This window comes from Reyranella sp. GW821-FHT14A01 (assembly GCF_058803965.1).
Window position 1 is genome coordinate 113,228 of record NZ_JBXAPM010000007.1, and the last position, 24,331, is coordinate 137,558.

Genomic DNA, 24,331 nt, shown 5'->3' on the forward strand with positions numbered 1-24,331 from the left:
GGGGACGGGTTTGGGGGAAGCATGCGGAAGTCAATGGGTTGGGTCAGCGGACTGGCGCTGCTGGTCTGCTGCGGGATTTCCACGGCATTCGGCCAGACGTCCGTCGATATCCCCCTGAGCTACGTCTTCGACGCCCAGTCCAACGCCGCGCGCCTCTCGATCAACATCGGCATCAACGGCGGGGCGCCGAGACCCTATCTGTTCGACACCGGCTCCTCGCTATTCAATGCGGCCTTCGATCCCAAGACGTGGGGTGGCTATTCCCAGTACACGACGTCCGTTCCGACCTCGAGCCTTCCCAACGGCAACGACGTCAAGCTCTGCTATTCGGAAAGTGGCGGTTGCCGCGGTTACGTCGGGAACATCCTGCAGATACCGCTGCTCAACTTCTATGCGGCAGGCGTGACGACGACAGACACACCGCCGGCGGCGACACTTTCCACCCCCGATGGCCCAGGGCAGGGCTTTCAGATCAATGCCGCCTACAAATATACGGATCCCGATACCACTCCGGCGACGCACGACATCTTTCCGGACTACTTCCATCATGCCGATACGAAGGACATACCGCCCCAAGAGGGCCTGTTCTACGGCGTGTTCGGCGCCCGCATCTCCGTCGACCAGCTCCCAAAGGACAAGTGCCCCGGCTCGCCGGATTGCTACATCGCCGGAGGCGTGCTCGGACAAGTGATCATGCCGGGAGCGGCCCGCCAGGGCTTCGTCGTGGCGGCGAACGGCCAGAGCGATGCGGCGAATCCGACCGCGTCCCCGAATGCGACGGTCACGATCGGCGGCAAGTCCCAGAGCGTGACGTCGTGCAATCCATGCGTGACGGCGGGCCTGACGCCAGAGATCATCGGCCAGTTCGCCCCGGTAGCGATGCCGACGGCAACCTCGGCCCCCGGCTTGATCCAGTGGGTGGCACCGACATCGCCTGATCAAGCACCTGGCTTCCCCAATCCCTACGGCGGCTCGACCGGAAACAATTCGGCGCCGACGGACGCCATGTATTTCACGGTGACTGTGTCGGACGGTTCTTCCACCACGACAAAGACGGCCTTCACCCTGTTGGACACCGGGACCAAATATTATTCCCTGACCAAGGACTTTTCGGAAACGCTCAGAGGCTCGATCTCGATCACGGGCCTGACGCCGGACAAGCAGCCGATCACCGGCCTGCCGACGGCGACCGCCGAACTTTCCGGCAAACCCAATTTCTATGTCGACGGAAGCGGAACGACGAACACGCTGGGCATCCCCTTCTTCATGTCGAACTCGGTGATGTTCGACCTGAGCGACCAGGTGACCGGCTACACGCCGTTCTTCGTCACGGCCGCCAATCTCGAGACCACGGCCGGCGGTCCTCTCATCGTCACCAAGGACAACGTCAAGCTGGGGCTGGCCGGCGTCATTTCCGGTCGCGGTGGCCTCACGATTGAGAGCGGCGGCGCTGTGCAGCTCAGCGCGACCAACACCTATACCGGCGAGACGAGAATCGAGGGCCCATCCTCCGGCATTCCGGCGACGCTGCTGATTTCCGGACCGGGCAGCATCGCTGCCTCGCGGGGCGTGGTGAACGACGGCGTGTTCGACATTTCGCGTTCATGGGCCCCTGTCAACATCAAGGACCTGAGAGGTACCGGACGGGTCAATCTCGGCGGCCAGAATCTCACGATCACCGAAGGCAGCGGCACCTTCTCCGGCATCATCGCCGACGGCGGCGAGTACAACGTCACCGGCGGCAGCGTGACCATCGGCGGCGGCACGCAGACCTTCGCCGGCACGAATGCCTATACCGGCGGCACGGTGGTGAGCGGCGGCACGCTCAATCTCACCGGCTCCCTCATCGGCGGCATGACCGTCATGCAAGGCGGCACCTTCAACAATGCCGGCACCCTCGATTCGCTCGGCGGCGCCGGATTCCTGAATCAGGGCGTCACCACCAACACGGGCAGCCTGACCACTGACGTGCTCAATACCGGCTTGTTCCAGAACAATGGAACTTTTACCGGCACTTTCGCGAACCTGGGCACTCTGTCGGGCACTGGAGGACTTACGGGCACGCTTGCCAATGCCGGCATCGTGGCGCCGGGAACGCCGTACGGCACGATGACGGTGAACGGAGCCTATAGTCAGACATCGTCCGGCATGTTCCAGGTTGCGGTGGCCCCTTTGGGCGAAGCGGGCAGGCTGAACGTGACCGGCGCGGTGGGTACAGCCGCCCTCGCCGGCTCGGTCCTTGCGCTGGTGCAGCCGGGCGGCAGTTATGCGCCGCGGGCGACCTATACCATCCTGCAAGCCACGGGGGGCCTGACCGGCACCTTCGCCAGTGTCGCGAGCAGCTCGCCGTTCCTGCTGCCGAGCCTGAGTTACGACGCCAACAACGTCTATCTCACCCTGCAGATCGGTGGCTTCGCCAGTGCAGCGCTCAATCCGCAGCAGCAGGCGATCGCAAACGCGTTGGACAGCTCGGCCGCCTCCGCGACCGGCGACTACGCCACCGTGCTGAGCGCGCTGGCCACGCTGACGCCCGCGCAGGTCCAGCCGATCCTGACGGCCCTGTCGGGTACCAACTATGCGGGCTTCTCCTCCGCGATGGTGCAGGGCGCACAGTTCTTCATGAACAACTTCGCCAGCCAGGCCAGCGGCGGTGGTTCATCAGGCAGCGGCCGCGTGGCTCTCGCCGAGGCGTGCGACGTCGCTTGCGATGCGTCCGGCCCGTCGCGCTGGGGCGTCTGGGGCGGCGCGATCGGCGGACTTGGTACCGTCGGCGCCGGCACCGCGCAGGGCGCCGTCACCTACAATGCCGGCGGTTTCGCCGCCGGCCTCGACCGGGCCTTCACCGACACCTTCCGCGCCGGCGTCACCGTCGGCTACAGCGCCGGCACGCAATGGGTCTCGGGCTTCAGCGGACAGGGGAGCAGCGACACCGTGCAGGTCGGTCTCTACGGCAACTACGCGACCGGCCCGTTCTATGCCGACGGCCTGTTGGGCTACGCCTACAGCAGCAACCGGATGACGCGGCAGATCGTCATTCCGGGCTTGGCGCCGCGTACCGCCTTCGGCCAGGCCGGCGCCAACCAGCTCTTCGGCCAGCTCGAGGCCGGCTACCGCGTCGATATCGGCGGCCGGGCCGATGCCTTCATCAAGCCGTTCGCGCGGCTGCAGGCTTATACCGGCACCCAGAACGGCTTCACCGAGACCGGGGCGCAGTCGCTCGACCTCACGGTCGCGCAGCAGACGACCAACTCGCTTCGCTCGGTGATCGGCGCGCAGTTCGGCGCATCGATGGACATGGGCTGGCAGGACAGGCTGGCGATGCAGCTCCGGCTGGGCTGGAGCCACGAATATGCCGATGTCGCCCGGCCGGTGACGGCCGCGCTGACCGGCGCGCCCGCGTCGCCCTTCACGACCTTCGGCCTCTCGCCGGCCCGCGACGGCGTGCTGCTGGGCTTCTCCGCCAGCACCGCCGTCGCCGAAGCGACCTCGCTGTACCTCCGCTACGAAGGCCTCCTGGCCGGACCGGACGGAAGCCAGGCCCTCACGGCCGGCGTGCGCATGACCTGGTGAGGGAGGCGTGAGCCGATCCGCGGACCGGCTTTCATGACCGCCTTATGCCGCGTCGCGCATCCTGTCCGCCGACACGGCCTGCGCAACGCGCGTTGCCCCTTCGATCTGCTCGAGGACGGAACTTGCCTCCCAGGCAGCCCCCCGCAACGGGTGGCCAACGGCATACAGGCGTCGCGACGGCCGGCCATCGCTTCCGATCACCGCGCCAGTCGCGGCGTCGGCCTCGATGCCGAATCCGACCGGATGGGGCCTCACCGCTCCCCTTGCCAGGAGATTGCGGGCAAGCACGTCGGGCAAGCGCCGCCAGTCCGCCTCATACCCTGCGGCGTTCACGACATAGTCGAAGCGACGACTCTGGTTTTCGGCATCGCCGCGAAGGCGCCAGGTCACGTTGACGCCGGGCTCCGCAGACGGCGCCAATCCCTGCACGCGGCCCGCCACGTTGAAGAAACGTCCCTGCTCCCGAACACGATCCAGCCACGCGAGCGAATCGGGCACGGCGCGATGGAAGGCCAGGTCCCAGAAGGTCCTGAGATGACGGGTGAACCGCCGACGCTCGATGTCGGATGCGCTGGCCCAGAGCGACTCGATGAACGGACGCAAACTCAGGACCAGCCGCTGCCAATCGTCTCCGGCCGTCGCGATGGCGCGCCGTTCCCGCTGAATTTCCCGCAACAGGGCCAGCGCACTGCCCGGAAGGTTTTCAGGACGCAGGAAAGCCGGCCACGCCTCGACCTCGCGCCGGCAGTGCGCGATCAGGCCACGACGCGAAAAGGTGAAATAACGTCCGCGAAAGCCGCGCTTCTCAAGGCTGATCACGATGTCCAGCATCGTAAGGCTGCTGCCGACGATCGCCACGTCGCCATCCGGGCCGTCGACCGCGTCATAGGCGTTCGCCGCCCATGGATCGCCAATGTATCTCGCCTGCGAGCGCACCTGCTCGGAAATCGCAAAACCCGACTCGTTTCGCACGAGGCCCGTCGCCAGCACGATCCTGGTGGCGGCAAGCCGGCGTCCGGAGGCGAGCACGACCTCGCCTTCCGCCGAGACGTCCACGGCACGATCGACCACGTGCTGCACGCCGATCTTTGCCAGCTCCGACTGCACGTAGTCGCCGTACAGGAAGCGGGGCGGAAAGCTTGCATCGAAGTTTCCGTCGGCCGGCCCCGTCCAGCCCCGCCTGTCCGGATGGTTGGCCAGCCATCGTGACAGGTGTCCGGGATCGCCGGGGTACAGGCTGAACATCCGTGCCGGCCCGTTGACGAGATGGTCGAGATCCGGCGTGCTGTAGGCAATGCCCCGACCGAGTTCCGACCGGGGCTCGACGATCGTCACCTGCGTCGCTGGATATCCGGCCTCCACGAGTTTGATGGCGGTTGCGGCGCCGGCGAAGCCGCCGCCGAGGATCACGATCGCATCAGGCATTATGCACGCGCGGCATGATGTGCTCCGCGAAGCGGCGCATCTCCGCCTCGAAGGGCTGGAACTGGAGCATGAAGGTCTCGATGCCCGCGCGGTTGAAATCCCTGATCCGCGACGCGACCGTATCGTAGCTGCCGACCAGACCCGCTCCCGTACCGCCGTTGCTGCCGACGCGCGGAAACTTTGCGAGGGTCCTGGCCATCACCGAGTCCGGGTCGGTGTTGGCCTTCTTCACCTCTTTCCATGCGGCGTCTTTCTCGGCCAGCGCCGCGAGATGGCGCAGCACGGCCTGGGCTTCCTCGTCGGTCTCGCGCGCAATGACGAAGGCCGACAGGCCAAAGCGCAGCGGCTGGTCGGCCCTCGGCCGGCGCGCCACGTCGGCGATCAGGGCCTTCACATCGTCGAGCGGCTGTCCGTTGATGAACCAGACATCGCCCTGATCGGCAACCAGTGCGCGCGCCGGCTCGGACTCGCCGCCGACATAGATGCGCGGCCGGGAGCGATGCAGCCCGGCCGGCCGCAAGGCGTAGCCGTCGAGGCGGAACTGCTCGCCCTGGAAGTGGACGCTTTCGCCGCGCATCAACGGCTCGACGACGCTCAGCCACTCGTGGCCGTAGGCGTAGCGCGCATCATGTTCCGGAAAAGCGATGCCGGCGCGTTCCAGTTCCAGCTTGTTCCACGCATTGACGACGTTGATCGCGAAGCGGCCGCCGCTGATCTCCTCGATCTGCAATGCCATCTTGGCGAGGACTGCCGGATGATAGAGCAGCGGCTTGATGGCGGTGATGATCTCGATCCGGCTGGTCAGTGCCGCCAGCGCCGCCGAAGCGGTCCAGGCCTCGAGTTGCGCGAGATCGGGTTTGTGCGGGTTGATCGTGTGCTGGGCCACCAGCGTCGAATCGAACCCCAGTCTTTCGGCCTCCAGGACAAGCGCGCGATTGCGCTTCCAGGAAGCGTCATAGGGCTCGTCGGGATCCTGCAACGCTGCACGGCTGCCGTGGACGAGGGCCCAGATACCGAAACGGATGGGAGGTAGGGAGGTTGAAAGCGGCGTGGCGGACATGTCCGCTTATAGCACGCCCGGCAAGGCGCGATGCTCGATCGTGCGCCATCGACACCAACGCGCAGCAAATGCTGGCGGAACGGAGATTAATCTTCCATCGCTGGCGAAGGAGACGATGCGACGATCTCCTCTTCGCGAAATCATCGACGCGAAGATTCCATTTATGAGCCCGGCACGCACTGCCACGCTTGGATCGCAATAAGCACCAGCCCGGACGGCCGGATCCTTTCGACAGATCGCGCGCGGAGGAACACCATGAGCCAGCTTGAGATCGTCAGGAATTCATCCGCGACATTCCTCCCGAAGAAGGCCTCGACGGCCTACGTCCCATCGCTGCAGCGCACGGAAGGCCAGCCGCCGCCCATCGCGGCGAACGGCGGCCTTTCCTACATGTCGTTCGACCGGGAGGGCGATGCCGGAACGGCCGCGGCGCTCCTGGATGCACTGGTCGAGATCTCCGGCGGCGCGGGACAGCGTGTCATCGACATGATCGACAATGCGCCGTCGGGGCCGATCGAAACCCGCTGGGGTCTCGGGTTTCGCGACTACGATGCGTGCCTCGACTATATCCGCGCGAAGGGCATCACGGCTCCCGACGGTGGCCTGGTGCTGCCACTGCCTTATACGGTCTACGATCGTCCGACATATTCCGTCGTTCCCTCCAACGCCATCTGGCGGGATCCCGATCGCGCCGACATCGCGGAGACACTGCGCAAGAACGAGGAAGCCAACCGGCGCCGCGACCTCTATTTCCCGCATGTGATGCGGGATGCGCGCCGGATCGGGGAATATTATCCGGGCCTCTCACCCAACAGCCCCGAAAGCATGGACCGGCTCGGCGTGTCGCTGGCTCACCTCGAGTCCAAATGCACGAACTTCTACGATTCGGCGGAGGTGGAGCGGGTGTTCTATCCGGAAATCGAGAAGCTCCTGCTCGATTTCTTCCCCGGCGCGACCGATGCGCTGGTCTACAACCACGACGTCTTCGACCGGGACTATGCAGGCGATCGCACCGAAGACCAAGCCAACAAGAATCCCGGCGTGAATGCCCGCTACGCCAACCTCGTGCACAACGACCTGAACGACAATAGCGGGCGCGTGCGCTGCCGCGAGCTTCTGACGAAGAACCTGCGGAACTTCGGACGCACGCAGCGTTTCACCGAGGAACAGGCCGACGCGAAGATGTCCCGGCGATTCATGTCGATCAATCTCGCCAAGCCGATGGAGACGGTCGAGCAGTTTCCCTTCGTGCTCTGCGCCTGGCCGTCCTTCGCCGACCAGCCCTACATCACCAACTACCGGATCTATGACGACCGCGTAGGCGAGACCACCCGCTTCACCAATCGTCTCGATCACGAATGGTACTGGTTCCCCAAGCAGAAGCCGACCGAAGTCTCGATGCTGAAATGCTACGATTCCGTCACCGACGGCTCGGTCTCGCGCTGGTCCTTCCACACCGCCTGCATCGACCCGACCGCACCCGCCGACGCTCGATGCCGCAAGAACGTCGTGGTGAGGTCCTACGTCTTCTTCTAAGAGCCGGAGCCGCTATCCGGCGGTCGCCCGCCGCTCTTCGGAGACACCAACTGCCGGAACTGGGTCCGGCAGTCCGAGGCGCTGGCGTATGGTCAGGCCATCGTATTCGGTCGGAAACGCTCCCGAAGCCTGCAATAGTGGAATCACGGTGCGATTGAACTCGGCGATGCCCTCGGGCAGCACCGGGATATGGATATTGAAGCCGTCCACGGCGCCGGTGCCCCACCAGTCCAGGATCGTATCCGCCACTTCTCGCGGCGTGCCGACCGCGAGGCGATGGCCGCCATCGACGAGTCGCACGAGCTGACGCGGCGTCAATTCCTCCGCCGCCGTCAGTTCTGCAAACGAGCGCGTGAATCCGACGGGGCGCAACTGGTCCTGCGAGTAAGTGAACAACGCCGGATCGATGGGCTTGTCGGGATCGAGACCCGAAAGATCCGGAATGGCTGCCCGCTTGAAGAAGTCCCGGACCAGACCCTCTTCCCCATCGGCACCATGCAGCGCTTCGTGCTTGCGATAGGCTTCCTCGCGCGTTTCGCCCAGGACGACGACAAGCCCCGGAACGAGCAGGATGTTGCCCGGATCCCGCCCGTGGACGAGCGCGCGCTCGCGTAGCTGCGCCTTGTATTCGAACGCCCCCTGCTTGTTGAACAGGGAGGCATAGACGATGTCCGAATGCTTGGCGGCCAGGTCGACGCCGGCATCCGACGCACCGGCCTGCGCGATGACCGGATGCCCCTGCGGCCCGATCGGCACGTTCAGCGGACCGTCGACCTGGAAGAACTCGCCCCGGTGCTTGATCTTGCGCGCCGTCGTCTCGTCCCACAGTTTTTCCGCGGGCGTATCGCCTTTAGGCGCATCCCAGCTCAACCAGAGCTTCTTCACCAACTGCACGAACTCGTCGGCACGGCGATAGCGTTCGGCGCGCGCGGGCAGCGGCGCGGCACTGAAGTTGGCCGCGATGTCGGGATTGAAACTGGACACCACGTTCCAGATCAAACGACCGCCCGAGATATGATCCAGCGTCGCAAGCCGCCGCGCCAGATTGTACGGCGAGTTGTACGAAGACGACGCCGTCAGGAAGAAGCCGATATCCGGCACCTGGGCGGCGATTGCCGAGAACAGCACGGTCGGATCGAAACTGTGGAGAGGCCGTGAGGTGTTGTCGCGCTGCAGCGCCGGATGGTCCGATACGAACACGATGTCGAACAGGCCGTCGTGCGCCAATTGCGCCGAGCGCAGATAGTGATCGTAGTGGCTGAACCGGGTCCAGTCCGTGTCTGGTGCCAGCCACGACCGATTGGCCGATCCCGTACTGTTGATGGCGACACTGAGGAACAGGCGCCGGCTGGGGCGATCAATGGGCTTGGTCATGAACAACTCCGTGACTCGATCTGGCGCTCAAGGCGAGCGAGGAAGGTGCAAGCAGCTCGACATTGTCTCTCAGCCGTTGGCCTGGCACGGCGTCCAGCAGGGCGCGCGTGTAGGCCTGGCGCGGACCGTCGAACACCTGTCGGGTTGGGCCGGTCTCGACCAGGCGTCCGCGCTGCAGGACGGCCACCGCATTCGACATCGAGCGAACGAGCTGCAGGTCGTGCGAGATGAACAGGTAGGTCAGGTTGAGGTCGCGCTGGAGTTGCTCCAGCAGGCCGAGGATGCGGCCTTGCGTCACCACGTCGAGGGCCGACAGCGCCTCGTCCAGCACGACGATGCGGGGCTGCGGGGCAAGTGCCCGCGCGATGGCGACCCGCTGTTGCTGGCCACCGGAAAGCTCCCTCGGCCGGCGGTGCGCCACGCCTTGCGGCAGGCCCACTTGATCGAGCAGCTCGGCGACCCGCCGGGGCCTCGCGGAACGGTCACCGATCCCGAAGGCGTTCAGTGGCTCGGCGATGATCTGCGCGACGGTGAACCGCGGATCGAGCGCCACCTGCGGATTCTGGTGCACCAGCTGGATGTCGCGCCAGATCCCGCGCTGGGCTTCGCCGGACAGATCCGTGGCCGAGCGCCCCATGACGCGCACCGTGCCGCCATTGGGTCGCGCGAGACCGAGGATGAGGCGCGCGATCGTCGACTTGCCCGAACCGGACTCGCCCACCAGGGCAAACGTGCTTCCGGCCTCCACGGCAAACGATACCGAGTCGACGGCCTTGAATTGCTGCCCCGAACCGTGCGCGAACACCTTCGTCAGGCCGGCGACTTCCACCGCCGGCTCAGCCTGGATCGCCCGTTCCTTCTCGGCCCGCGTGCCCGGCCTGAAGGCGGCACGGATCAGCTCGCGCGTGTACAGGTGCCTGGGATGGGAAACGAGATCGCCGATGGGCGCGCTCTCCAATACCTGGCCATTGCGCATGACGACCGCGCGATGCGCGTGGTCGCACGCCACCGCCAGATTATGGGTCACGAACAACACGCCCACGCCGGTCTGCTGCGCCAGCCTGTCGAAGACCTCGAGCACCTGCTTCTGCACCGTGACATCGAGCGCGCTGGTCGGTTCGTCGGCAATCAGCAGCCTGGGCCTCAGACCGAAGGCCATGGCGATCAGCACGCGTTGTTTCATGCCGCCTGAAAGCTCGTGCGGATACTGGCGCAGGCGCTCCTCCGGGTGATCGATGCCCACGAGTTCCAGTAGCTCTACCGCCCTGTCGCGCAGCTCCGCCCGCGAAAGCCGCTGTTCCGAAGGGTGCAGCCGGTAAACCTCGGTAAGCTGCGCACCGATGGGCTGCACGGGGTCGAGCGACGTCGCCGGGTCCTGGGGAACAAGCCCGACGATTCGACCGCGTACTTTCACCAATTCACGCTCGTGCAATGCGGTAATGTCCCGTCCGCCGATGCGAATGGCTCCATTCACGATCCGTGCCGTCCTGGGCAGCAATCCGATGACGGCCTTGCTGAGTGTCGTCTTGCCCGAGCCGGATTCACCGATGACGGCCACGACCTCACCGCTCCCGATCGTCAGGCTCGCGCCGTCCACGGCCGGCTGGGAGCCGCCGCGATAGGCGACCGTCAGGTTCTCAATTTCCAGCAAGGATTCCGCCGGGCTCACGCGCGCCTCGCTCATATCCGGAACCGACGCTGCAGCAGCCGGCTCACGCGAGAAGAAGCGAGGACGGTGCACAGGACCACGATCCCGGGCAGCGACGTCAGCCACCACGCTTGTGCCAGGTAGTCGCGTCCTTCCGAAAGCAGTGTCCCCCACTCCGGTTCCGGCGGCGTGGCGCCGTATCCCAGGAACCCCAGGCCTGCGATGCTGAGGATCGTCGCGCCGAGCTCGATCGGAATCAGCGCAACGATCGGTCCCGCCGAGTTCAGCAGCACGTGCCGGATCAGGACGGAAGCCGGCCGCGCGCCCGAGATACGGGCCGCGTCCACGAAGTCCAGTTGCACGACCCGCAATGCCTCGGCCCGGGCGACACGCGCGAACGGCGCGATGGCGGCAATACCGACGCCGATGGCGATCTTGGCCGTTCCCGGTCCGAACGCGGACACGACGCACAGCGCGAGCAGGAAGCCGGGCAGCGCCAGCAACACGTCCACGAGCCGCATCAGCACCGTATCGACGACGCCTCGGGCGACGCCTGCGGTGACGCCAATGAGGGTGCCGATGCTGAGCCCGATGATCGTGCTGATGATCGCGCCGTACACCGTGTTGTGTGTGCCGTGGATGACGCGCGAGAGGGTGTCGCGACCTGCTCGATCGGTGCCGAACCAGTGCGACGCACTCGGGGGCAGGAACCTGTCCGCGGCATCGCCGAACAGGGGATCGAACGGGGTGAACCATCCCGGCACGATCGTCCAGAGCACCACGAGCCCGAGCATCGTCAGCGCCAATGTATTCGCGATGTTCGCGCCGGTCAGCGAAGCGATATTCGAGCGCCTGATCAGGACGCCCATGACCGTTTGCCCGTTCGTGCGGGAGTCGATCTTTTGTTCGATGGTCATGTGGCTCAGGCCCGCGCCGCGCCGGGGGTCAGCAGCACCCGCGGATCCAGTACCGGGTACAGGAGATCGATGACCAGATTTACGAACACGTAGACCCCGGCAATGATCAGGATGAAGCCCTGCACCAGCGCAACGTCCTGCTTGGACACGGCCGTCTGCAGCACCCTCCCCACGCCCGCACGCGCGAACACCGTCTCGGTCACGACGGCGCCGCCGACCAGAATACCAAGGATGTTGCCGGCGACCGTGAGGCCCGGCGCGGCCGCGTTACGGGCGACGTGGCGAAAGAACACCCAGGAGGCGCCGGCGCCCTTCGCGCGCACGACCTCGATGAAGTCGCTGGCGTAGACGGTCTCGACACTCTTGAGCAGCACCTGGGTGAAGGCAGCCGACAGAGGCAGCGCCAGCACGACGGACGGCACCAGGATGGAAAGGAAGCTCCCATCGGGGAACACCGAGATGATGCCCCATTGGAACGACAGGACGTTCAGCACGAGGATGCCGACCCAGAACACCGGCGCGCCCGCAAACATCGGCGGCAACAGCAGGACGGCATCACGCAACCATTGCCATCGTCCGAGCGATGCGGTCGTGACGATCAGGGTGGCGATCAGCAGCGCCGCGGAGAAGGCGATCGCCGTCAGGCGCAGCGTCGGAGGCGCGGCATCGCCGATGGCCCGGGCTACAGTCTGACCGGTACTCATCGAGTAGCCGAGCTGCCCCTGCAGCAGATGCCCCAGCTCGATGAAGTATCTTTCGACGACGCCGTGATCGTAGCCGTAATAGATCTTCATCTGCTCGACGGTCTTCGCGTCGATCACGCCGCTGTCGTCCGCCGCCAGTATGTCGATGGGATTGGAGGGCAACAGCGAGATCGCGACAAACGTCACGGTATACGAGAGCCACAGCACCACGCCGGCCTGCGCGATGCGGGACAGCACGTAGCGGAGCAGCCGCCGCCGTGCGCCTGCCGTCCTCGCATCCGTGGCAACACCAAACCGATCCGCCGGCGCGAGATCGGCCGTCATGTGCTCTTCCACGCATTGTGGAAGTCGGGATTCGTCTGCGCCTGGAACGTCAGGTGCACCTTCGGCGACACGCCGAAGGTCTGCGCTTCTTCGAAGTAGGCGATGACATACGCCCCCTTGATCAGCGCCTTCTGCTGCTCGATCTGGACTTTCCTGAACTCCGCATCGTCCGCGGCCTCCAGCTCACGCTCATAAAGCGCCGTGAGCTCCGGAGGCGATCCCAGCAATGCCGTGTTGCCCTTGCCGCCGAAGGCCTGCCCCAGGGAGATGATCGATGTACGGCTGACCACGAACGGCACGTTCACGTTCTGCGCGGCGGCTGCCGCAAAGGACGGATCGTTGCGGACATCGAGCACGATGCCCAGTTCCTTGCGCCACTGCTGGGTGATGTATTCCCAGGCCGGTCCCAGCGCGACCTGTTGCGCGGTGAGCGGCACGGTGAGCCGGAGCCTCTTGCCGTCCTTGCCGCGAACGCCGTCCGCGCCACGCACCCAGCCCGCCTGTTCGAGCAGGTCGCGGGACTTGTTCGGATTGTAGGCGAACTCCTGTGACAGATCGGTCACGTTTGGATTGTTGGCATTGAGGATGGACAGAGGCGGCGGATAGCTCGGCGTGAGCGCACTGCGCGTCAGGCCCTCGCGATCAATGCCGAGCGTTAGAGCCTGGCGCACGCGAAGGTCCTTGGTGAACTCGTTGTCCACCCGCAGTCCGGCGAAGTTGGCGCTTCCCAGCGGCGGTCGATACGAAAGCAGCCGGTAGCCGCGAGCCACGATCGTGGCTTCGTCGATCGGCTGGATGCCGCGTGCCACATCCACCTGGTTGGACAGGAGCGCACCGGTACGCAACCCGATCTCGGGCAGCGCCTTCCACACGATCCTGTCCAGATACGCCTCGCCCTGGTTCGGCGAACTGGCCGGCACCCAATTGTAGCCTGTGCGCCGCACCAATATGACTTCCTGACCGGGCACGTAGGATTGCAGGACGAATGGCCCGGCGCCCACGTGGTTCTGGGGCAGCCCGGCCTCCTCCAGCGTGAGCGCGAGCGTCTTCTCGGCCACGATGGCCGAGCTGCTTCTCGTCGCGTCGCGGAGGAACTGCTGATTGGGCTTGTTCAGCACGACCCTGACGGTGTCGCCGTCCACCCTCACATGATCGAAGCCGCGCGCGATCTGCGGATGCACGGGAATGCGAAGCTTCTCGTCGCCGCGCCCGAAACGCTCGAGATTCTTCGCCACGACGTCCGGCGTGAGCGCACTGCCGTCGCTGAACGTGATGCCCTTGCGTATCCTGAACCAGAAATTGGTGTTCTCGGGATTTCGTCCCCATTCCTCCGCGACCCACGGCTGGAAGGTCTTCCTGTAGGGATCGAAGTAGACGAGGAATACGTTCGTCGGAATGGTCAGGTTGGCGGCACTGTAGGTGCCGAGCCTCTGGTTCTGCCAACTGGCGACCGCCTCGGTATCCGAAAACACCAACGTTCCGCCGCGCACGGGCGGCCCCGATGGTCCTCCCTTCGCCGTTGGCTGCGCTTCGGCGCGTGACCTGGCCGCCGTGTTCAGAAACAGTCCGCCGAGACCTGCTGCGCCTGCCCCGAGGAGACGGCGCCGATCAATTTTTCCACTCATTGGATAGTTCACCTTGGCCTGGCTATGTGCCGCGGCAGACATGCCGCAGAACCTGTCGGCGCTACCTGCATCGGCATCGCCATCACCATTCCAAGGTCGTTGATGTGGTCGACGACAGCTATCGAATGTATTCGTCGTTATGAGAGTCGAACGGAGGCAATTTTCGTTGCAAACGACCCGCCCTTAGCATGTCGCTGCAAGACACTCGAAACTACTGTCGAGAAGTCCACTGAGCCGCATTTCGCGCGTCACATGCGGACGTTGCGACCGTAGCGGGCGCCAATCGCGCTAAAAATCATCCGGCGGCGGCGACAAATCTGGATCCGCGCCATGCAGCTGCAGATGTGCGCACGCATGCGGCAGGGTTTGGAGGAAGCGATCGATACACCGTTGAATGTCATCCAGCACTTGTGGTTCGGCGATAACGATACGTTGTGCGCGCTGGAGCGATTTCAGAAGCAAAGTTGCTGCCGCTATCGGCTTGATCAGTCCCCTGTCGACCTCCAAGCCCAGCTCGGTGGGCGGGCGGAGATTGGCAAAGGAAGGTAGCTCGTAGGTCATCACCTCGAACCGCAAATCTCGATTGTCTGCCATCCTGTGAAGGACTCGCAGCTTCTTATCGAGATCGATCAGCTGCCAGAAGATAGACTGGACCGTCAGAGGCTCTGGGACCTCATTGGCGCTTTCGGTCACAAGAGCAGCCAGGGTCTTTTCAAGGTCGTCGGGCGTCGGCATGCGTTTCACCTCGTGATGAAGGAAGCACTGGCCCGGTGAATAGTCCACTGATGGCGCCCCCGAGCCTTCTGAGATCTCCCCAATACAGATTTCTTCCTGTTGGACGGTTTCGCCGCCGTTCGCCGCTCCTAAAGAAAGGCGACCGAGAACCAGGGCACGGCAGCGATGACCGCAAGGCCGGCCATCAACGCCAGCAGGTACGACCAGATGGCCCCGATGGCTTCATCCGGCGAAACGTTGCCGATGCGGCAGGCCAGGTAGAAGCCGATGCCGATCGGCGGCGTCATCAGGCCGATGTTCATCGCGGTCACGATGGTCATCGCATAGTGGATGTCGTTGACGCCGAGGCTCTTGGCGATCGGGAACATCAGCGGCGCCATCAGGACGATCGCCGGCAGTCCCTCCAGGACGCAGCCGAGGATGAGAAACACCACGATGCTGAGGATCATGAAGACGATGGTGCCGCCCGGCATCGCCGCCATGAACTGGGTGACGTCGCGCGCGATGCCCGCCTGGGTAATGGCCCAGGCCATCGCCGACGCGGTTCCCAGGATCAGCAGGATCGAGCCGGTCAGGGCTGCCGTCTCCACGAGCATGGCGTAGGATTTCTTCAGGCTGATGCCGCCGTAGAGCACCACGCCGACGAAAGCCGCATACAGCACCGCGATGGTCGAGACCTCGGTGGCCGTCGCAACACCGCCCGAAACCGTGCTGCGGATCAGGAACGGCAGGACCAGCGCCGGCGCCGCGATCAGCGCAGTGCGGCCGATGATGCGCAGGCTCGGCCGCTGGACGCCCGACATGTCTTCGTTGCGCGCCTTCCAGCGGGCAAGGATGGCGAGGCCCAGCAGCAGGACCATCGCGATGGCGAAGCCGCTGGTGAACAGGGCCGCGATCGAGACGCCGGCGACCGAGCCCAGGACGATCAGCACGATGCTGGGCGGCACGGTGTCCGCCATGGCCGCACCCGTCGCCAGTAGGGCGATCATCTCGCGGGGCTTGTTGCCGCGGCGCTTCATCTCGGGGAACAGGGCCGGCGCCACCGTCGCCATGTCCGAGACCTTGGAACCGGAGATGCCGGACACGACGAACAGCGACCCCAGCAGCACATAGGACATGCCGGCGCGAATATGGCCCAGCCAGGAGGCCAGGAAATCGACGATGGCCTTGCCCATGCCGGTGGCATCGAGGATGCAGCCGAGCAGGAGAAACACCGGCACCGACAGCAGGATGATGCTCGACATGCCCTCGTCCATGCGGCCGATCACGACCGACAGCGGCGCCGTGGTGCCAAAGGCTAGGTAGCTGATCGTGCCGATGGCGAAGCAGAAGGCGATCGGCACGCCGCAGGCGAGGCTGACCGAGACGAACAGGACGAGGAACAGCAGCAGTTTCGAGTTTCCGGCCCGCACGAGCTGCGGCGAGAAATGCCACAGCAGGCCCCCGATCGCGCCAACGACGACAAACGCCACCAGCAGGTGCCGGAAGTCCGGTGACCGCAGAGCGTAGCGGATCACCAGGACGAGCATCAGGACGATGCCGAACGGGATCGCGGCCACGCGGAAACTGTTGGGAATGCCGAGCGCGGGCGTGGTGATGAACCACTCGTCCATCGTGTACTCGACGGCGTGCGGCAGCAGCGCGACCAGCACGGCCGCCACCACGACGAGACCGAAGGCATCGATGAAGTTGCGGCGCCGCTCGGAGAAGAGATTCACGAACAGGGTCAGCCGAAGATGCTCGTTGCGGTCCAGCGCCATCGCCGAGCCGAGCATCGCCACCCAGATGAAGCTGATCGAGCAGACCTCGTCGATCCAGATGACCGGAAAGTTGAACAGGTAGCGCGAGGCCACGCCCGCCAGCAGGAGCAGGACGATGCCCAGCATGAGCATGGCCGCGATCGCGTTGATGGGCTCGAGCAGGTTCCAGCGCCCGCCGGGGCTCGGGGTACCAAGCGACTCGGACAGGTCGAGATTTTCAGCAGGCGCGCTCATGACGATTTCCGAACAGATCCGCAGAAAGAAGACACCCCGGCCTTTTCAGGCCGGGGTGCGTCACCCTTAGCTCAGCTTGCCGGTGTACTTCTCGAGGATGGACCAGGCTTCGTCGCCATACTTGCCCTTCCACTCCGCGTAGAAGCCGGCCGTTCGCAGCTTGTCGCGGAAAGCCTCCGCCTTGGGCTGGTTGATGACCATGCCCTTGTCGGTCAGCTCCTTCTGCAGGCCCGCATTCAGCTGGGCCACGTCCTCGCGCTCCTTCACGCCGGCGGCGTTCACATGCTTGGCAACCACCGTGCGCAGGTTCTCCGGCAGGCGCTCCCAGGCACGGCGGTTGGCCAGGAACCAGAAGCCGTCCCACATGTGATTGGTGAGCGAGCAGTACTTCTGGACCTCGTAGAGCTTCGCGGTCGCGATGATGGCCAGCGGGTTCTCCTGGCCGTCGACGACCTTGGTCTGCAGCGCTGTATAGACTTCGGAGAAGTTGATGCTAGCGGGCGCGGAGTCGAACGCCTTGTACATAGACGTCCAGAGCGGCGAGACCGGCACACGGATCTTGAAGCCCTTCAGGTCTTCCGGGCCCTGGATCGGCTTGGTCGACGACGTCGTCTGGCGGAACCCGTTGTCCCAGATCTTCTCCATGGCGACGAGGTTGGCCTTGGCGATCTGGTTGCGGACGTATTGGCCGAGGTCGCCGTCCATCGCCTTCCACACCGACGGATAATCCGGGAAGGCAAAGCCGATGCCGTTGATCGAAGCCACCGGCACCAGGGTCGACAGGATCAGGCCGGACAGGGTGAAGAACTCGATGCCGCCGGAGCGGAGCTGGCTCAGCATGTCGGTGTCGGAACCGAGCTGGTTCGACGGGAAGATCTGGATCTCGACCCGGCCGTTGGTCTCGGCCTTGATCGCGTCCGCCATCTCCTTGGCCCGCTGGTTCATCGGATGGGCGACCGGCAGGTTGTTGGCGTACTTGTAGGTGAATTCCGCAGCCTGCGCGCGCGCGACCCAGGGGGCCGCAACTGCAATCGAGCCCAGTGCAGACGCCCCAAGCAGCGTCCTGCGAGATACTTTCATGATTTCCTCCGGTCCAACTCGTTTGGCTTGCCGCCGGAATACTATGAAATCCCCGCCCCTGACACATTCTTGCTGCATGGCCCGCCAGACGGATTGCACAGGCTGATCAACTCGGCGCCAAGGAGATAGCTTTGGCCACGCAACAGCGCTGTCAGGAGTCCGGCCAGCAGCAACCACGTCCCGGCGTGCGAGAGCGGAAACCAGACCGGCGCACCCGTGAACGGCGCGATCCTGATCGCATCCAGAAAGGCTTCGTGAATGGGCTCCCCGAGGCGAATGACGACCAGCCAGCCGATCACCAGCGTGAAGGGCAAGGTGCGGACGAAGGCATTGAGCAGGCCGCCCCGGTCCGGCCGCTCGTCCCACAGGAAGCGCAGCACGATCATCGGCCCGTAGGTCGCCAGCATCGCAGCCTCCGGTCCCAGCAGGTACGTGGCACCAATGACGAGCGCCTCACCAGGGTCATGGTGCCGATGATGCCGCGCGACCGCTCGCGATCAGGCCCACGACAAGCAGGGCCGGCAGAGACCAGATCAGATAGAGCAACGGCGTTTCCCCGAATCGCGGGCGTTTGGCGGACCCCCGCTTCTCGTTTCATTTATTTCGTTTATTGCGTTTATTTCGATTATGCGCCAGCCACGGCACCGGCGGATAACGTTCGCTTCCCGACGCAGGAGTCAAGCCAAGCGGGAAATCTTGCTGTGGATGGGCGCTGTCCGTGGAAGCTCACAAACTGCTTGAAGAGTCACAGGCGCGCCGTTCATACCCGCAGGCCGACATAACGACATCCGACCCAGGAGGTGTTTTTTGCTGGCTTCCATTCAGGCGCGTATTGCCGAGGAACTCGGGGTCAAGGAACAGCAGGTCCAGGCCGCGGTCGACCTGCTCGACGGCGGAGCGACCGTCCCCTTCATCGCGCGCTACCGCAAGGAAGTCACCGGGTCGCTGGACGATGCGCAGCTGCGCACCCTCGAAGAGCGGCTGACCTACCTCCGCGAGCTGGAAGCACGACGCAAGGTCATCCTCGACTCGGTCCGCGAGCAGGGAAAGCTCACGCCGACGCTCGAAGCCGCGATCATGGCGGCCGACAGCAAGGGCCGCCTCGAGGACATCTACCTCCCCTACAAGCCCAAGCGCCGGACACGGGCCGAGATCGCCAAGGAAGCAGGGCTGGAACCGCTCGCCAACAAGCTGCTGGGCGAGCCGAACAACCTGCCCGCCGACAGCGCGGCGCCCTTCGTCTCGGCCGACAAGAACGTCGCCGATGTCGCGGCGGCGCTCGACGGCGCCCGCGCCATCCTGGTCGAACGCTTTGCCGAGAATGCCGACCTGATCGGCGCGCTGCGCGAGGAATTCTGGACCAACGGCCAGCTCGTTTCCAAGATGCGCGAAGGCAAGGCCGAGGCCGGTGCCAAGTTCAGCGACTATTTCGATTTCTCCGAAGCGCTGGTGAAGATGCCCTCGCACCGCGTGCTGGCCCTGCTGCGCGGCGAGCGCGAGGAAATCCTCGGCCTCACGGTCGAGCCGGACGATCCCGCGAAGCGCCCTCCTGCCGGCACGCCTGTGGTGGTCAGCGCCTACGAGCTGCGCATCATGCACGCCTACGGCATTTCCGATCAGGGACGGCCGGGCGACAAGTGGCTCGCCGAGACCGTGCGCTGGGCCTGGCGCACCAAGATCCTGGTCGTTCTGTCGATCGACCTGCGGCTGCGCCTGCGCACCGCGGCCGAGGAAGAAGCGGTGCGGGTCTTCGCCTCCAACCTGCGCGACTTGCTGCTCGCGGCGCCCGCTGGCACGCGGCCCACGCTCGGGCTGGATCCCGGCTTCCGCAGCGGCGTGAAGGTCGCCGTGGTCGACGCCACCGGCAAGGTGGTGGCGACCAGCACGATCTATCCGCACGAGCCGCAGCGACGCTGGGACGAGGCGCTGGCCATCCTCGCGCGTCTGGTACGCGAACATAAGGTGGAGCTGGTCGCGATCGGCAACGGCACCGCCTCGCGCGAGACCGACAAGCTGGCGACCGAGCTGCTGAAGGGCCTGTCGGACGTCAAGCTGCAGAAGGTGGTGGTGTCGGAGGCTGGCGCGTCGGTCTATTCGGCCTCGGCCTATGCGTCGGAAGAGCTGCCGACGCTCGACGTGACCCTGCGCGGCGCCGTGTCCATCGCCCGCCGCCTGCAGGACCCGCTGGCCGAGCTGGTGAAGATCGATCCGAAGTCTATCGGCGTCGGCCAGTACCAGCACGATCTCAGCGAGTTCAAGCTGTCGAAGTCGCTGGATGCCGTGGTCGAGGATTGCGTGAACGGCGTCGGCGTCGACCTCAACACCGCCTCGGCGCCGCTGCTGGCGCGCGTCTCGGGCATCGGCCAGGGACTGGCCCAGGGCATCGTCTCCCACCGCGACACGCACGGCGCCTTCCGTTCGCGCAAGGCGCTGAAGGACGTGCCGCGGCTCGGGCCCAAGGCCTTCGAACAGTGCGCGGGCTTCCTGCGCATCCCGGCCGGCGACGATCCGCTCGACGCCTCGGCCGTGCATCCGGAATCCTATCCGGTGGTGCACCGGATCATCGCGGCGACCAAGAGCAGGATCGACGCGCTGATCGGCAATGCCTCCGCCCTGCGTGCCCTGTCCGCGAAAGACTTCGTCGACGACAAGTTCGGCCTGCCCACCGTCACCGACATTCTGCGCGAGCTGGAGAAGCCGGGCCGCGATCCGCGTCCGGCCTTCAAGACGGCGGAGTTCAAGGCCGGCGTCGAAACGCTCAACGATCTCGAGCCGGGCATGATACTCGAAGGCGTCGTCACCAACGTCGCCGCCTTCGGCGCCTTCATCGATGTCGGCGTCCACCAGGACGGGCTCGTGCACGTCTCGGCCCTGTCGAAGACCTTCGTGAAGGATCCGCGCAGCGTGGTGAAGCCGGGCGATATCGTGCGCGTGAAGGTCCTCGAGGTCGACAAGCCGCGCAAGCGCATCAGCCTGACCCTGCGGCTCGATGACGAGGTCGGCAAGCAGCCGGCGCGGACGGGCGGTCGATCCGACGGCGGTGCCGCGCCCAAGCGCGTTCAGTCCGAGCTGCAGCGCGGCAAGGCTGCCGCGCCCGGGAACGCCATGGCCGACGCTCTTCGACGCGCCGGCTTCGGCTCGCGCTGAGCCACCGGCTCACGCCGACTTCTCGGCCGCGCCGGCTTTCGCACATTAAATGCCCGCAATCGGCCGATTGCGAAAAGTCTTTCCCTCATCGGCGAGAGAATCGATGAACTCTCTTCATTGATTCCTCGGGATGCGACGGTCACGTTCGCGCAGCCGACCTATCGGCTGAACTGCGGGCAAGGATTTCGATGACGAAGAGATCAGTTGAACTGAGCCGCCGCGCCGTGACCGGCGGACTCGCCGCGTCGATGCTCGCCGCTCCTGTCTCGAGCGCACGCGCGGAAATCTCTGAAGTCCGCATCGCCCAGCAGTTCGGCCTGACGTTTCTACCGCTGATCGTGGCGCGCAATCGCAAGCTGATCGAGGCGCGGGCCGCGGCGGCCGGCATCGATCAGCTGAAGGTGAACTGGGTTCGGCTCGGCGGCGGCGCCGCGGTGAATGACGCGCTGATCTCGGGCAGCATCGAATTCGCGACGGCCGGCCTCGGCCCGTTGCTGACGCTGTGGGACAAGACGCGCGGCAATCTCGACGTTCGCGGTGTCCTTTCCCTCGACGCCTCCGCGGTGCTTCTCAACGTGAACCGCCCCGAGCTCAAGACGCTGGCCGACCTCAAGGACACCGATCGCATCGCTTTGCCGGCGGTCAAGGTCTCGCATCAGGCTGTCCTGCTGCAGATGGCGGCCGAGAAGGCATTCGGTGCCGGGCAGCAGACACGGCTCGACAAGCTGACCGTCACGCTGCCGCACCCCGAGGCCTACATCGCGCTGATGTCCGGCAAGAGCGAGATCACCGGGCATTTCGGCAACGCGCCGTTCGTCTACCAGGAGCTCGACAATCCGAAGATCAACCGGCTGCTCTCGTCGGAAGAGATCCTGGGCGGCCTCGGCACCGTCACCTCGATCTTCACGACGGGCAGGGTCCGCACCGCCAATCCCAAGGTCTACAAGGCCGTCCTCGACGGCGTGCGCGACGCGATCGATTTCATCAATCGCGACAAGGCCGCCGCCGCTGCCATCTTCGTCGAGGAAGAGAAGTCCTCACTGACGCCGGCCTATATCCAGAAGATCATCGAGGCGCCGAGCGCCCTCTACAGCGCCGCACCGGTCAACAGCTACAAGTTCGCCGACTTCATGCAGCGGACGGGTACGCTGAAGAACCGCCCCGCCTCGTGGCGCGATTACTTCTTCGCCGACATCCACGAGCTGCAGGGCAGCTGACGGTGACCGCCGCCTCCGTGAGCGCCCTGCCGCATCCGCTGCTGGCGGTGCGCGGCCTCACCGTCCAGTACAAGACACGCGACCACCTGGTGAGGGCCGTCCACCGCGTGAGCTTCGATGTCCATCGCGGCGACCGGTTCGTCATCCTGGGACCGTCCGGCTGCGGCAAGTCCACACTCCTCAAATCCATCGCGGGATTCATTCAGCCCGTGGAAGGCGAGATTCGCCTCGACGGCAAGCTGACGCAGCGTCCCGGCCCCGACCGGATCATGGTGTTCCAGGAATTCGATCAGCTGCTGCCATGGAAGACGGTGCGCGAGAACGTCATCTTCCCCCTCGTCGAGACCGGCGTGGACAAGGCCGAGGCGGCGGCGCGGGCTGACCGGCAGCTGCAGCGGGTCGGTCTTGCGAAGTTCGCCGAACTGTTCCCGCACATGCTGTCCGGCGGCATGAAGCAGCGGGTCGCCATCGCCCGCGCGATGGCGCTGGAGCCGAAGGTCCTGCTGATGGACGAGCCGTTCGCCGCGCTCGACGCGCTGACGCGGCGTCAGATGCAGGATGAATTGCTGCGCCTGTGGGAGGACGTCGACTTCACCCTGATCTTCGTCACCCATTCGATCGAGGAAGCCATCGTCGTGGGCAGCCGGGTCCTGCTTCTGTCGCCGCACCCCGGACAGGTCCGCGCCGAGCTGAACGTGCCGCAGGCGTCCGGCGATCACACGGGTGGCGAGGCACAGACGGCGCTGGGCCATCGCATCCATCAATTGCTTTTCGGCGACGGGACCGAAGTCGAGCCTGAGCGGGCCACCGCCCGTGGCTAGTGGCCGCCTCCAGCCTCTCGACCGGCCAGAATTCGTTCGGGAGGTCGAAAGCGTCGGCGGTGACGTCGATATCGTCGTTTCCCTGACGCTGTGGGAGCGCCTCACTCGCATCGACGCCGTGCGCCAGGCGACCCTGCTGGTCATCCTTGCCGCCCTCTGGCAGGCCTATGCCACGTTCGTCGCCAATCCGCTGATCCTGCCGACGCTGTCCGACACGCTCGATGCGCTGTGGCACGGACTGCTCGACGGGCCCCTGCTGCTGCGCGCCTGGACGTCGATCAAGCTGTTGGTGACGGGCTATGTCCTTGGCGCGGCGTGCGCGCTGCTTCTGACCTTCGCGGCGATCTCGAGCCGCACCGGCACGGACTTGTTGAACCTTCTGACGGCGATGTTCAATCCGCTGCCGGCCATCGCCCTGCTGCCGCTCGCACTTCTGTGGTTCGGCATCGGCGAAGGGAGCCTGATCTTCGTGCTGGTGCACGCCGTGCTGTGGCCCCTCGCCCTCAACACCTATTCGGGTTTCCGCACCGTCGGCGAGACGCTGCGCCTCGCCGGCCAGAGCTTCGGCCTCACCGGCCCGCGCTTTGCCTTCAAGATCCTGGTGCCCGCGGCGTTTCCCGCGATCCTCACCGGGCTCAAGGTCGGCTGGGCCTTCGCCTGGCGCACTTTGATCGCCGCGGAGCTGGTGTTCGGCGTCAGCTCCGGCGGCGGCGGTCTCGGCTGGTACATCTTCGAGAACCGCAACCAGCTCGAAATCCCGAATGTCTTTGCGGGCCTGCTGACCGTGATCGCCCTCGGCCTGTTCGTCGAAGGCGTGATCTTCCGGACGATAGAACGCGCGACGGTGCGGCGCTGGGGCATGCAGCGATGACCGGATCGGCTGCGACATAACAACCCTTCCGACCGGACGACCCGGATCCCCTGCCGCCATCGCCTTGGCAACATCTTCGACGCCATGCGTTCAGCGGAAATTTTTATCCGCTGCGGATGGCGACCAAGAGATTAATCGCGTCGATCGACGGGTTTTTTCCGAAGCCAGGCAATAGATAACGTCGTTCACGGTGGGCCCGAGGCTGCGTTGACGGAAGCGACGGACGATGCGACCTGTCCGCCATGACGAATGCGCTTCCTTCCCGAGTTCGCATCGCGGCGAC

General features: G+C 65.2%; 17 protein-coding genes. 6 read left to right on the forward strand and 11 right to left on the reverse strand.

Going from position 1 to position 24,331, the window contains the following annotated elements:
- Nucleotides 1-33 precede the first annotated feature (33 nt).
- The gene (locus AC1ROX_RS13775) at nucleotides 34-3,570 is read left to right on the forward strand and encodes an autotransporter outer membrane beta-barrel domain-containing protein (protein WP_493126439.1); all 3,537 of its coding nucleotides are present in this window, start codon (nucleotides 34-36) and stop codon (nucleotides 3,568-3,570) included.
- 42 nt (nucleotides 3,571-3,612) lie between these two features.
- Here the strand turns inward: AC1ROX_RS13775 and AC1ROX_RS13780 are convergent, their stop codons facing one another.
- Both AC1ROX_RS13780 and AC1ROX_RS13785 read right to left on the reverse strand, forming a co-directional pair.
- Nucleotides 3,613-4,995: an FAD/NAD(P)-binding protein gene (locus tag AC1ROX_RS13780; RefSeq protein ID WP_493126441.1), complete on the reverse strand. Its 1,383-nt coding sequence runs from the start codon at nucleotides 4,993-4,995 to the stop codon at nucleotides 3,613-3,615.
- Entirely contained in the window at nucleotides 4,988-6,055 is a 1,068-nt protein-coding gene (locus AC1ROX_RS13785; protein WP_493126443.1) for an LLM class flavin-dependent oxidoreductase, read from the reverse strand. Before AC1ROX_RS13785 ends, AC1ROX_RS13780 begins: the two co-directional genes overlap by 8 nt.
- 255 nt (nucleotides 6,056-6,310) lie before the next feature.
- On the opposite strand from AC1ROX_RS13785, the gene AC1ROX_RS13790 reads away from it, so the two are divergent.
- Nucleotides 6,311-7,591 (forward strand): CmcJ/NvfI family oxidoreductase, encoded by a 1,281-nt coding sequence (locus tag AC1ROX_RS13790; RefSeq protein WP_493126445.1) that lies wholly within the window; start codon nucleotides 6,311-6,313, stop codon nucleotides 7,589-7,591.
- Between the two features lie 12 nt (nucleotides 7,592-7,603).
- Here AC1ROX_RS13790 and AC1ROX_RS13795 read toward each other — a convergent pair whose 3' ends face one another.
- From AC1ROX_RS13795 to AC1ROX_RS13835, 9 genes are all read right to left on the reverse strand, one after another.
- Nucleotides 7,604-8,965 (reverse strand): NtaA/DmoA family FMN-dependent monooxygenase, encoded by a 1,362-nt coding sequence (locus tag AC1ROX_RS13795; RefSeq protein ID WP_493126731.1) that lies wholly within the window; start codon nucleotides 8,963-8,965, stop codon nucleotides 7,604-7,606.
- Nucleotides 8,949-10,649 carry an ABC transporter ATP-binding protein gene (locus AC1ROX_RS13800; RefSeq protein ID WP_493126447.1) on the reverse strand — a complete coding sequence of 567 codons (1,701 nt, stop codon included), beginning with the start codon at nucleotides 10,647-10,649 and terminating at the stop codon, nucleotides 8,949-8,951. The genes AC1ROX_RS13795 and AC1ROX_RS13800 overlap by 17 nt, the downstream gene beginning before the upstream one ends.
- Nucleotides 10,646-11,530 (reverse strand): ABC transporter permease, encoded by an 885-nt coding sequence (locus AC1ROX_RS13805; protein ID WP_493126449.1) that lies wholly within the window; start codon nucleotides 11,528-11,530, stop codon nucleotides 10,646-10,648. The genes AC1ROX_RS13800 and AC1ROX_RS13805 overlap by 4 nt, the downstream gene beginning before the upstream one ends.
- A 5-nt stretch (nucleotides 11,531-11,535) precedes the next feature.
- Nucleotides 11,536-12,558: an ABC transporter permease gene (locus AC1ROX_RS13810; RefSeq protein WP_493126451.1), complete on the reverse strand. Its 1,023-nt coding sequence runs from the start codon at nucleotides 12,556-12,558 to the stop codon at nucleotides 11,536-11,538.
- The gene (locus tag AC1ROX_RS13815; RefSeq protein ID WP_493126453.1) at nucleotides 12,555-14,030 is read right to left on the reverse strand and encodes an ABC transporter substrate-binding protein; all 1,476 of its coding nucleotides are present in this window, start codon (nucleotides 14,028-14,030) and stop codon (nucleotides 12,555-12,557) included. The genes AC1ROX_RS13810 and AC1ROX_RS13815 overlap by 4 nt, the downstream gene beginning before the upstream one ends.
- A gap of 441 nt (nucleotides 14,031-14,471) precedes the next feature.
- Entirely contained in the window at nucleotides 14,472-14,918 is a 447-nt protein-coding gene (locus tag AC1ROX_RS13820) for a hypothetical protein (RefSeq protein WP_493126455.1), read from the reverse strand.
- Nucleotides 14,919-15,046: 128 nt separating this feature from the next.
- Nucleotides 15,047-16,912, reverse strand: coding sequence for a TRAP transporter large permease subunit (locus tag AC1ROX_RS13825; RefSeq protein WP_493126457.1), 1,866 nt, complete (start codon nucleotides 16,910-16,912; stop codon nucleotides 15,047-15,049).
- Nucleotides 16,913-16,978: 66 nt separating this feature from the next.
- On the reverse strand, nucleotides 16,979-17,992 hold the full coding sequence (locus AC1ROX_RS13830) for a TRAP transporter substrate-binding protein (RefSeq protein WP_493126459.1): 1,014 nt from the start codon (nucleotides 17,990-17,992) through the stop codon (nucleotides 16,979-16,981).
- A 41-nt stretch (nucleotides 17,993-18,033) separates the two neighbouring features.
- Nucleotides 18,034-18,399 carry a hypothetical protein gene (locus tag AC1ROX_RS13835; protein WP_493126461.1) on the reverse strand — a complete coding sequence of 122 codons (366 nt, stop codon included), beginning with the start codon at nucleotides 18,397-18,399 and terminating at the stop codon, nucleotides 18,034-18,036.
- 403 nt (nucleotides 18,400-18,802) lie between these two features.
- On the opposite strand from AC1ROX_RS13835, the gene AC1ROX_RS13840 reads away from it, so the two are divergent.
- The 4 genes from AC1ROX_RS13840 to AC1ROX_RS13855 all read left to right on the forward strand — a co-directional run bounded on the left by AC1ROX_RS13840 (nucleotide 18,803) and on the right by AC1ROX_RS13855 (nucleotide 24,048).
- Complete coding sequence (locus AC1ROX_RS13840) at nucleotides 18,803-21,139, forward strand: Tex family protein (protein WP_493126732.1); 2,337 nt, start codon at nucleotides 18,803-18,805, stop codon at nucleotides 21,137-21,139.
- 188 nt (nucleotides 21,140-21,327) lie between these two features.
- The gene (locus AC1ROX_RS13845) at nucleotides 21,328-22,356 is read left to right on the forward strand and encodes an ABC transporter substrate-binding protein (RefSeq protein ID WP_493126463.1); all 1,029 of its coding nucleotides are present in this window, start codon (nucleotides 21,328-21,330) and stop codon (nucleotides 22,354-22,356) included.
- A gap of 2 nt (nucleotides 22,357-22,358) precedes the next feature.
- Nucleotides 22,359-23,177: an ABC transporter ATP-binding protein gene (locus AC1ROX_RS13850; RefSeq protein ID WP_493126465.1), complete on the forward strand. Its 819-nt coding sequence runs from the start codon at nucleotides 22,359-22,361 to the stop codon at nucleotides 23,175-23,177.
- Nucleotides 23,170-24,048 carry an ABC transporter permease gene (locus AC1ROX_RS13855; protein ID WP_493126467.1) on the forward strand — a complete coding sequence of 293 codons (879 nt, stop codon included), beginning with the start codon at nucleotides 23,170-23,172 and terminating at the stop codon, nucleotides 24,046-24,048. Before AC1ROX_RS13850 ends, AC1ROX_RS13855 begins: the two co-directional genes overlap by 8 nt.
- Nucleotides 24,049-24,331: the final 283 nt, after the last annotated feature.

Bases quoted from the DNA above. Each gene is read 5' to 3' on its own strand.
- AC1ROX_RS13775 (WP_493126439.1), top strand. From the start codon at position 34: ATGGGTTGGGTCAGCGGACTGGCGCTGCTGGTCTGCTGCGGGATTTCC.
- AC1ROX_RS13780 (WP_493126441.1), bottom strand. From the start codon at position 4,995: ATGCCTGATGCGATCGTGATCCTCGGCGGCGGCTTCGCCGGCGCCGCA.
- AC1ROX_RS13785 (WP_493126443.1), bottom strand. From the start codon at position 6,055: ATGTCCGCCACGCCGCTTTCAACCTCCCTACCTCCCATCCGTTTCGGT.
- AC1ROX_RS13790 (WP_493126445.1), top strand. From the start codon at position 6,311: ATGAGCCAGCTTGAGATCGTCAGGAATTCATCCGCGACATTCCTCCCG.
- AC1ROX_RS13795 (WP_493126731.1), bottom strand. From the start codon at position 8,965: ATGACCAAGCCCATTGATCGCCCCAGCCGGCGCCTGTTCCTCAGTGTC.
- AC1ROX_RS13800 (WP_493126447.1), bottom strand. From the start codon at position 10,649: ATGAGCGAGGCGCGCGTGAGCCCGGCGGAATCCTTGCTGGAAATTGAG.
- AC1ROX_RS13805 (WP_493126449.1), bottom strand. From the start codon at position 11,530: ATGACCATCGAACAAAAGATCGACTCCCGCACGAACGGGCAAACGGTC.
- AC1ROX_RS13810 (WP_493126451.1), bottom strand. From the start codon at position 12,558: ATGACGGCCGATCTCGCGCCGGCGGATCGGTTTGGTGTTGCCACGGAT.
- AC1ROX_RS13820 (WP_493126455.1), bottom strand. From the start codon at position 14,918: ATGCCGACGCCCGACGACCTTGAAAAGACCCTGGCTGCTCTTGTGACC.
- AC1ROX_RS13825 (WP_493126457.1), bottom strand. From the start codon at position 16,912: ATGAGCGCGCCTGCTGAAAATCTCGACCTGTCCGAGTCGCTTGGTACC.
- AC1ROX_RS13830 (WP_493126459.1), bottom strand. From the start codon at position 17,992: ATGAAAGTATCTCGCAGGACGCTGCTTGGGGCGTCTGCACTGGGCTCG.
- AC1ROX_RS13835 (WP_493126461.1), bottom strand. From the start codon at position 18,399: ATGCTGGCGACCTACGGGCCGATGATCGTGCTGCGCTTCCTGTGGGAC.
- AC1ROX_RS13845 (WP_493126463.1), top strand. From the start codon at position 21,328: ATGACGAAGAGATCAGTTGAACTGAGCCGCCGCGCCGTGACCGGCGGA.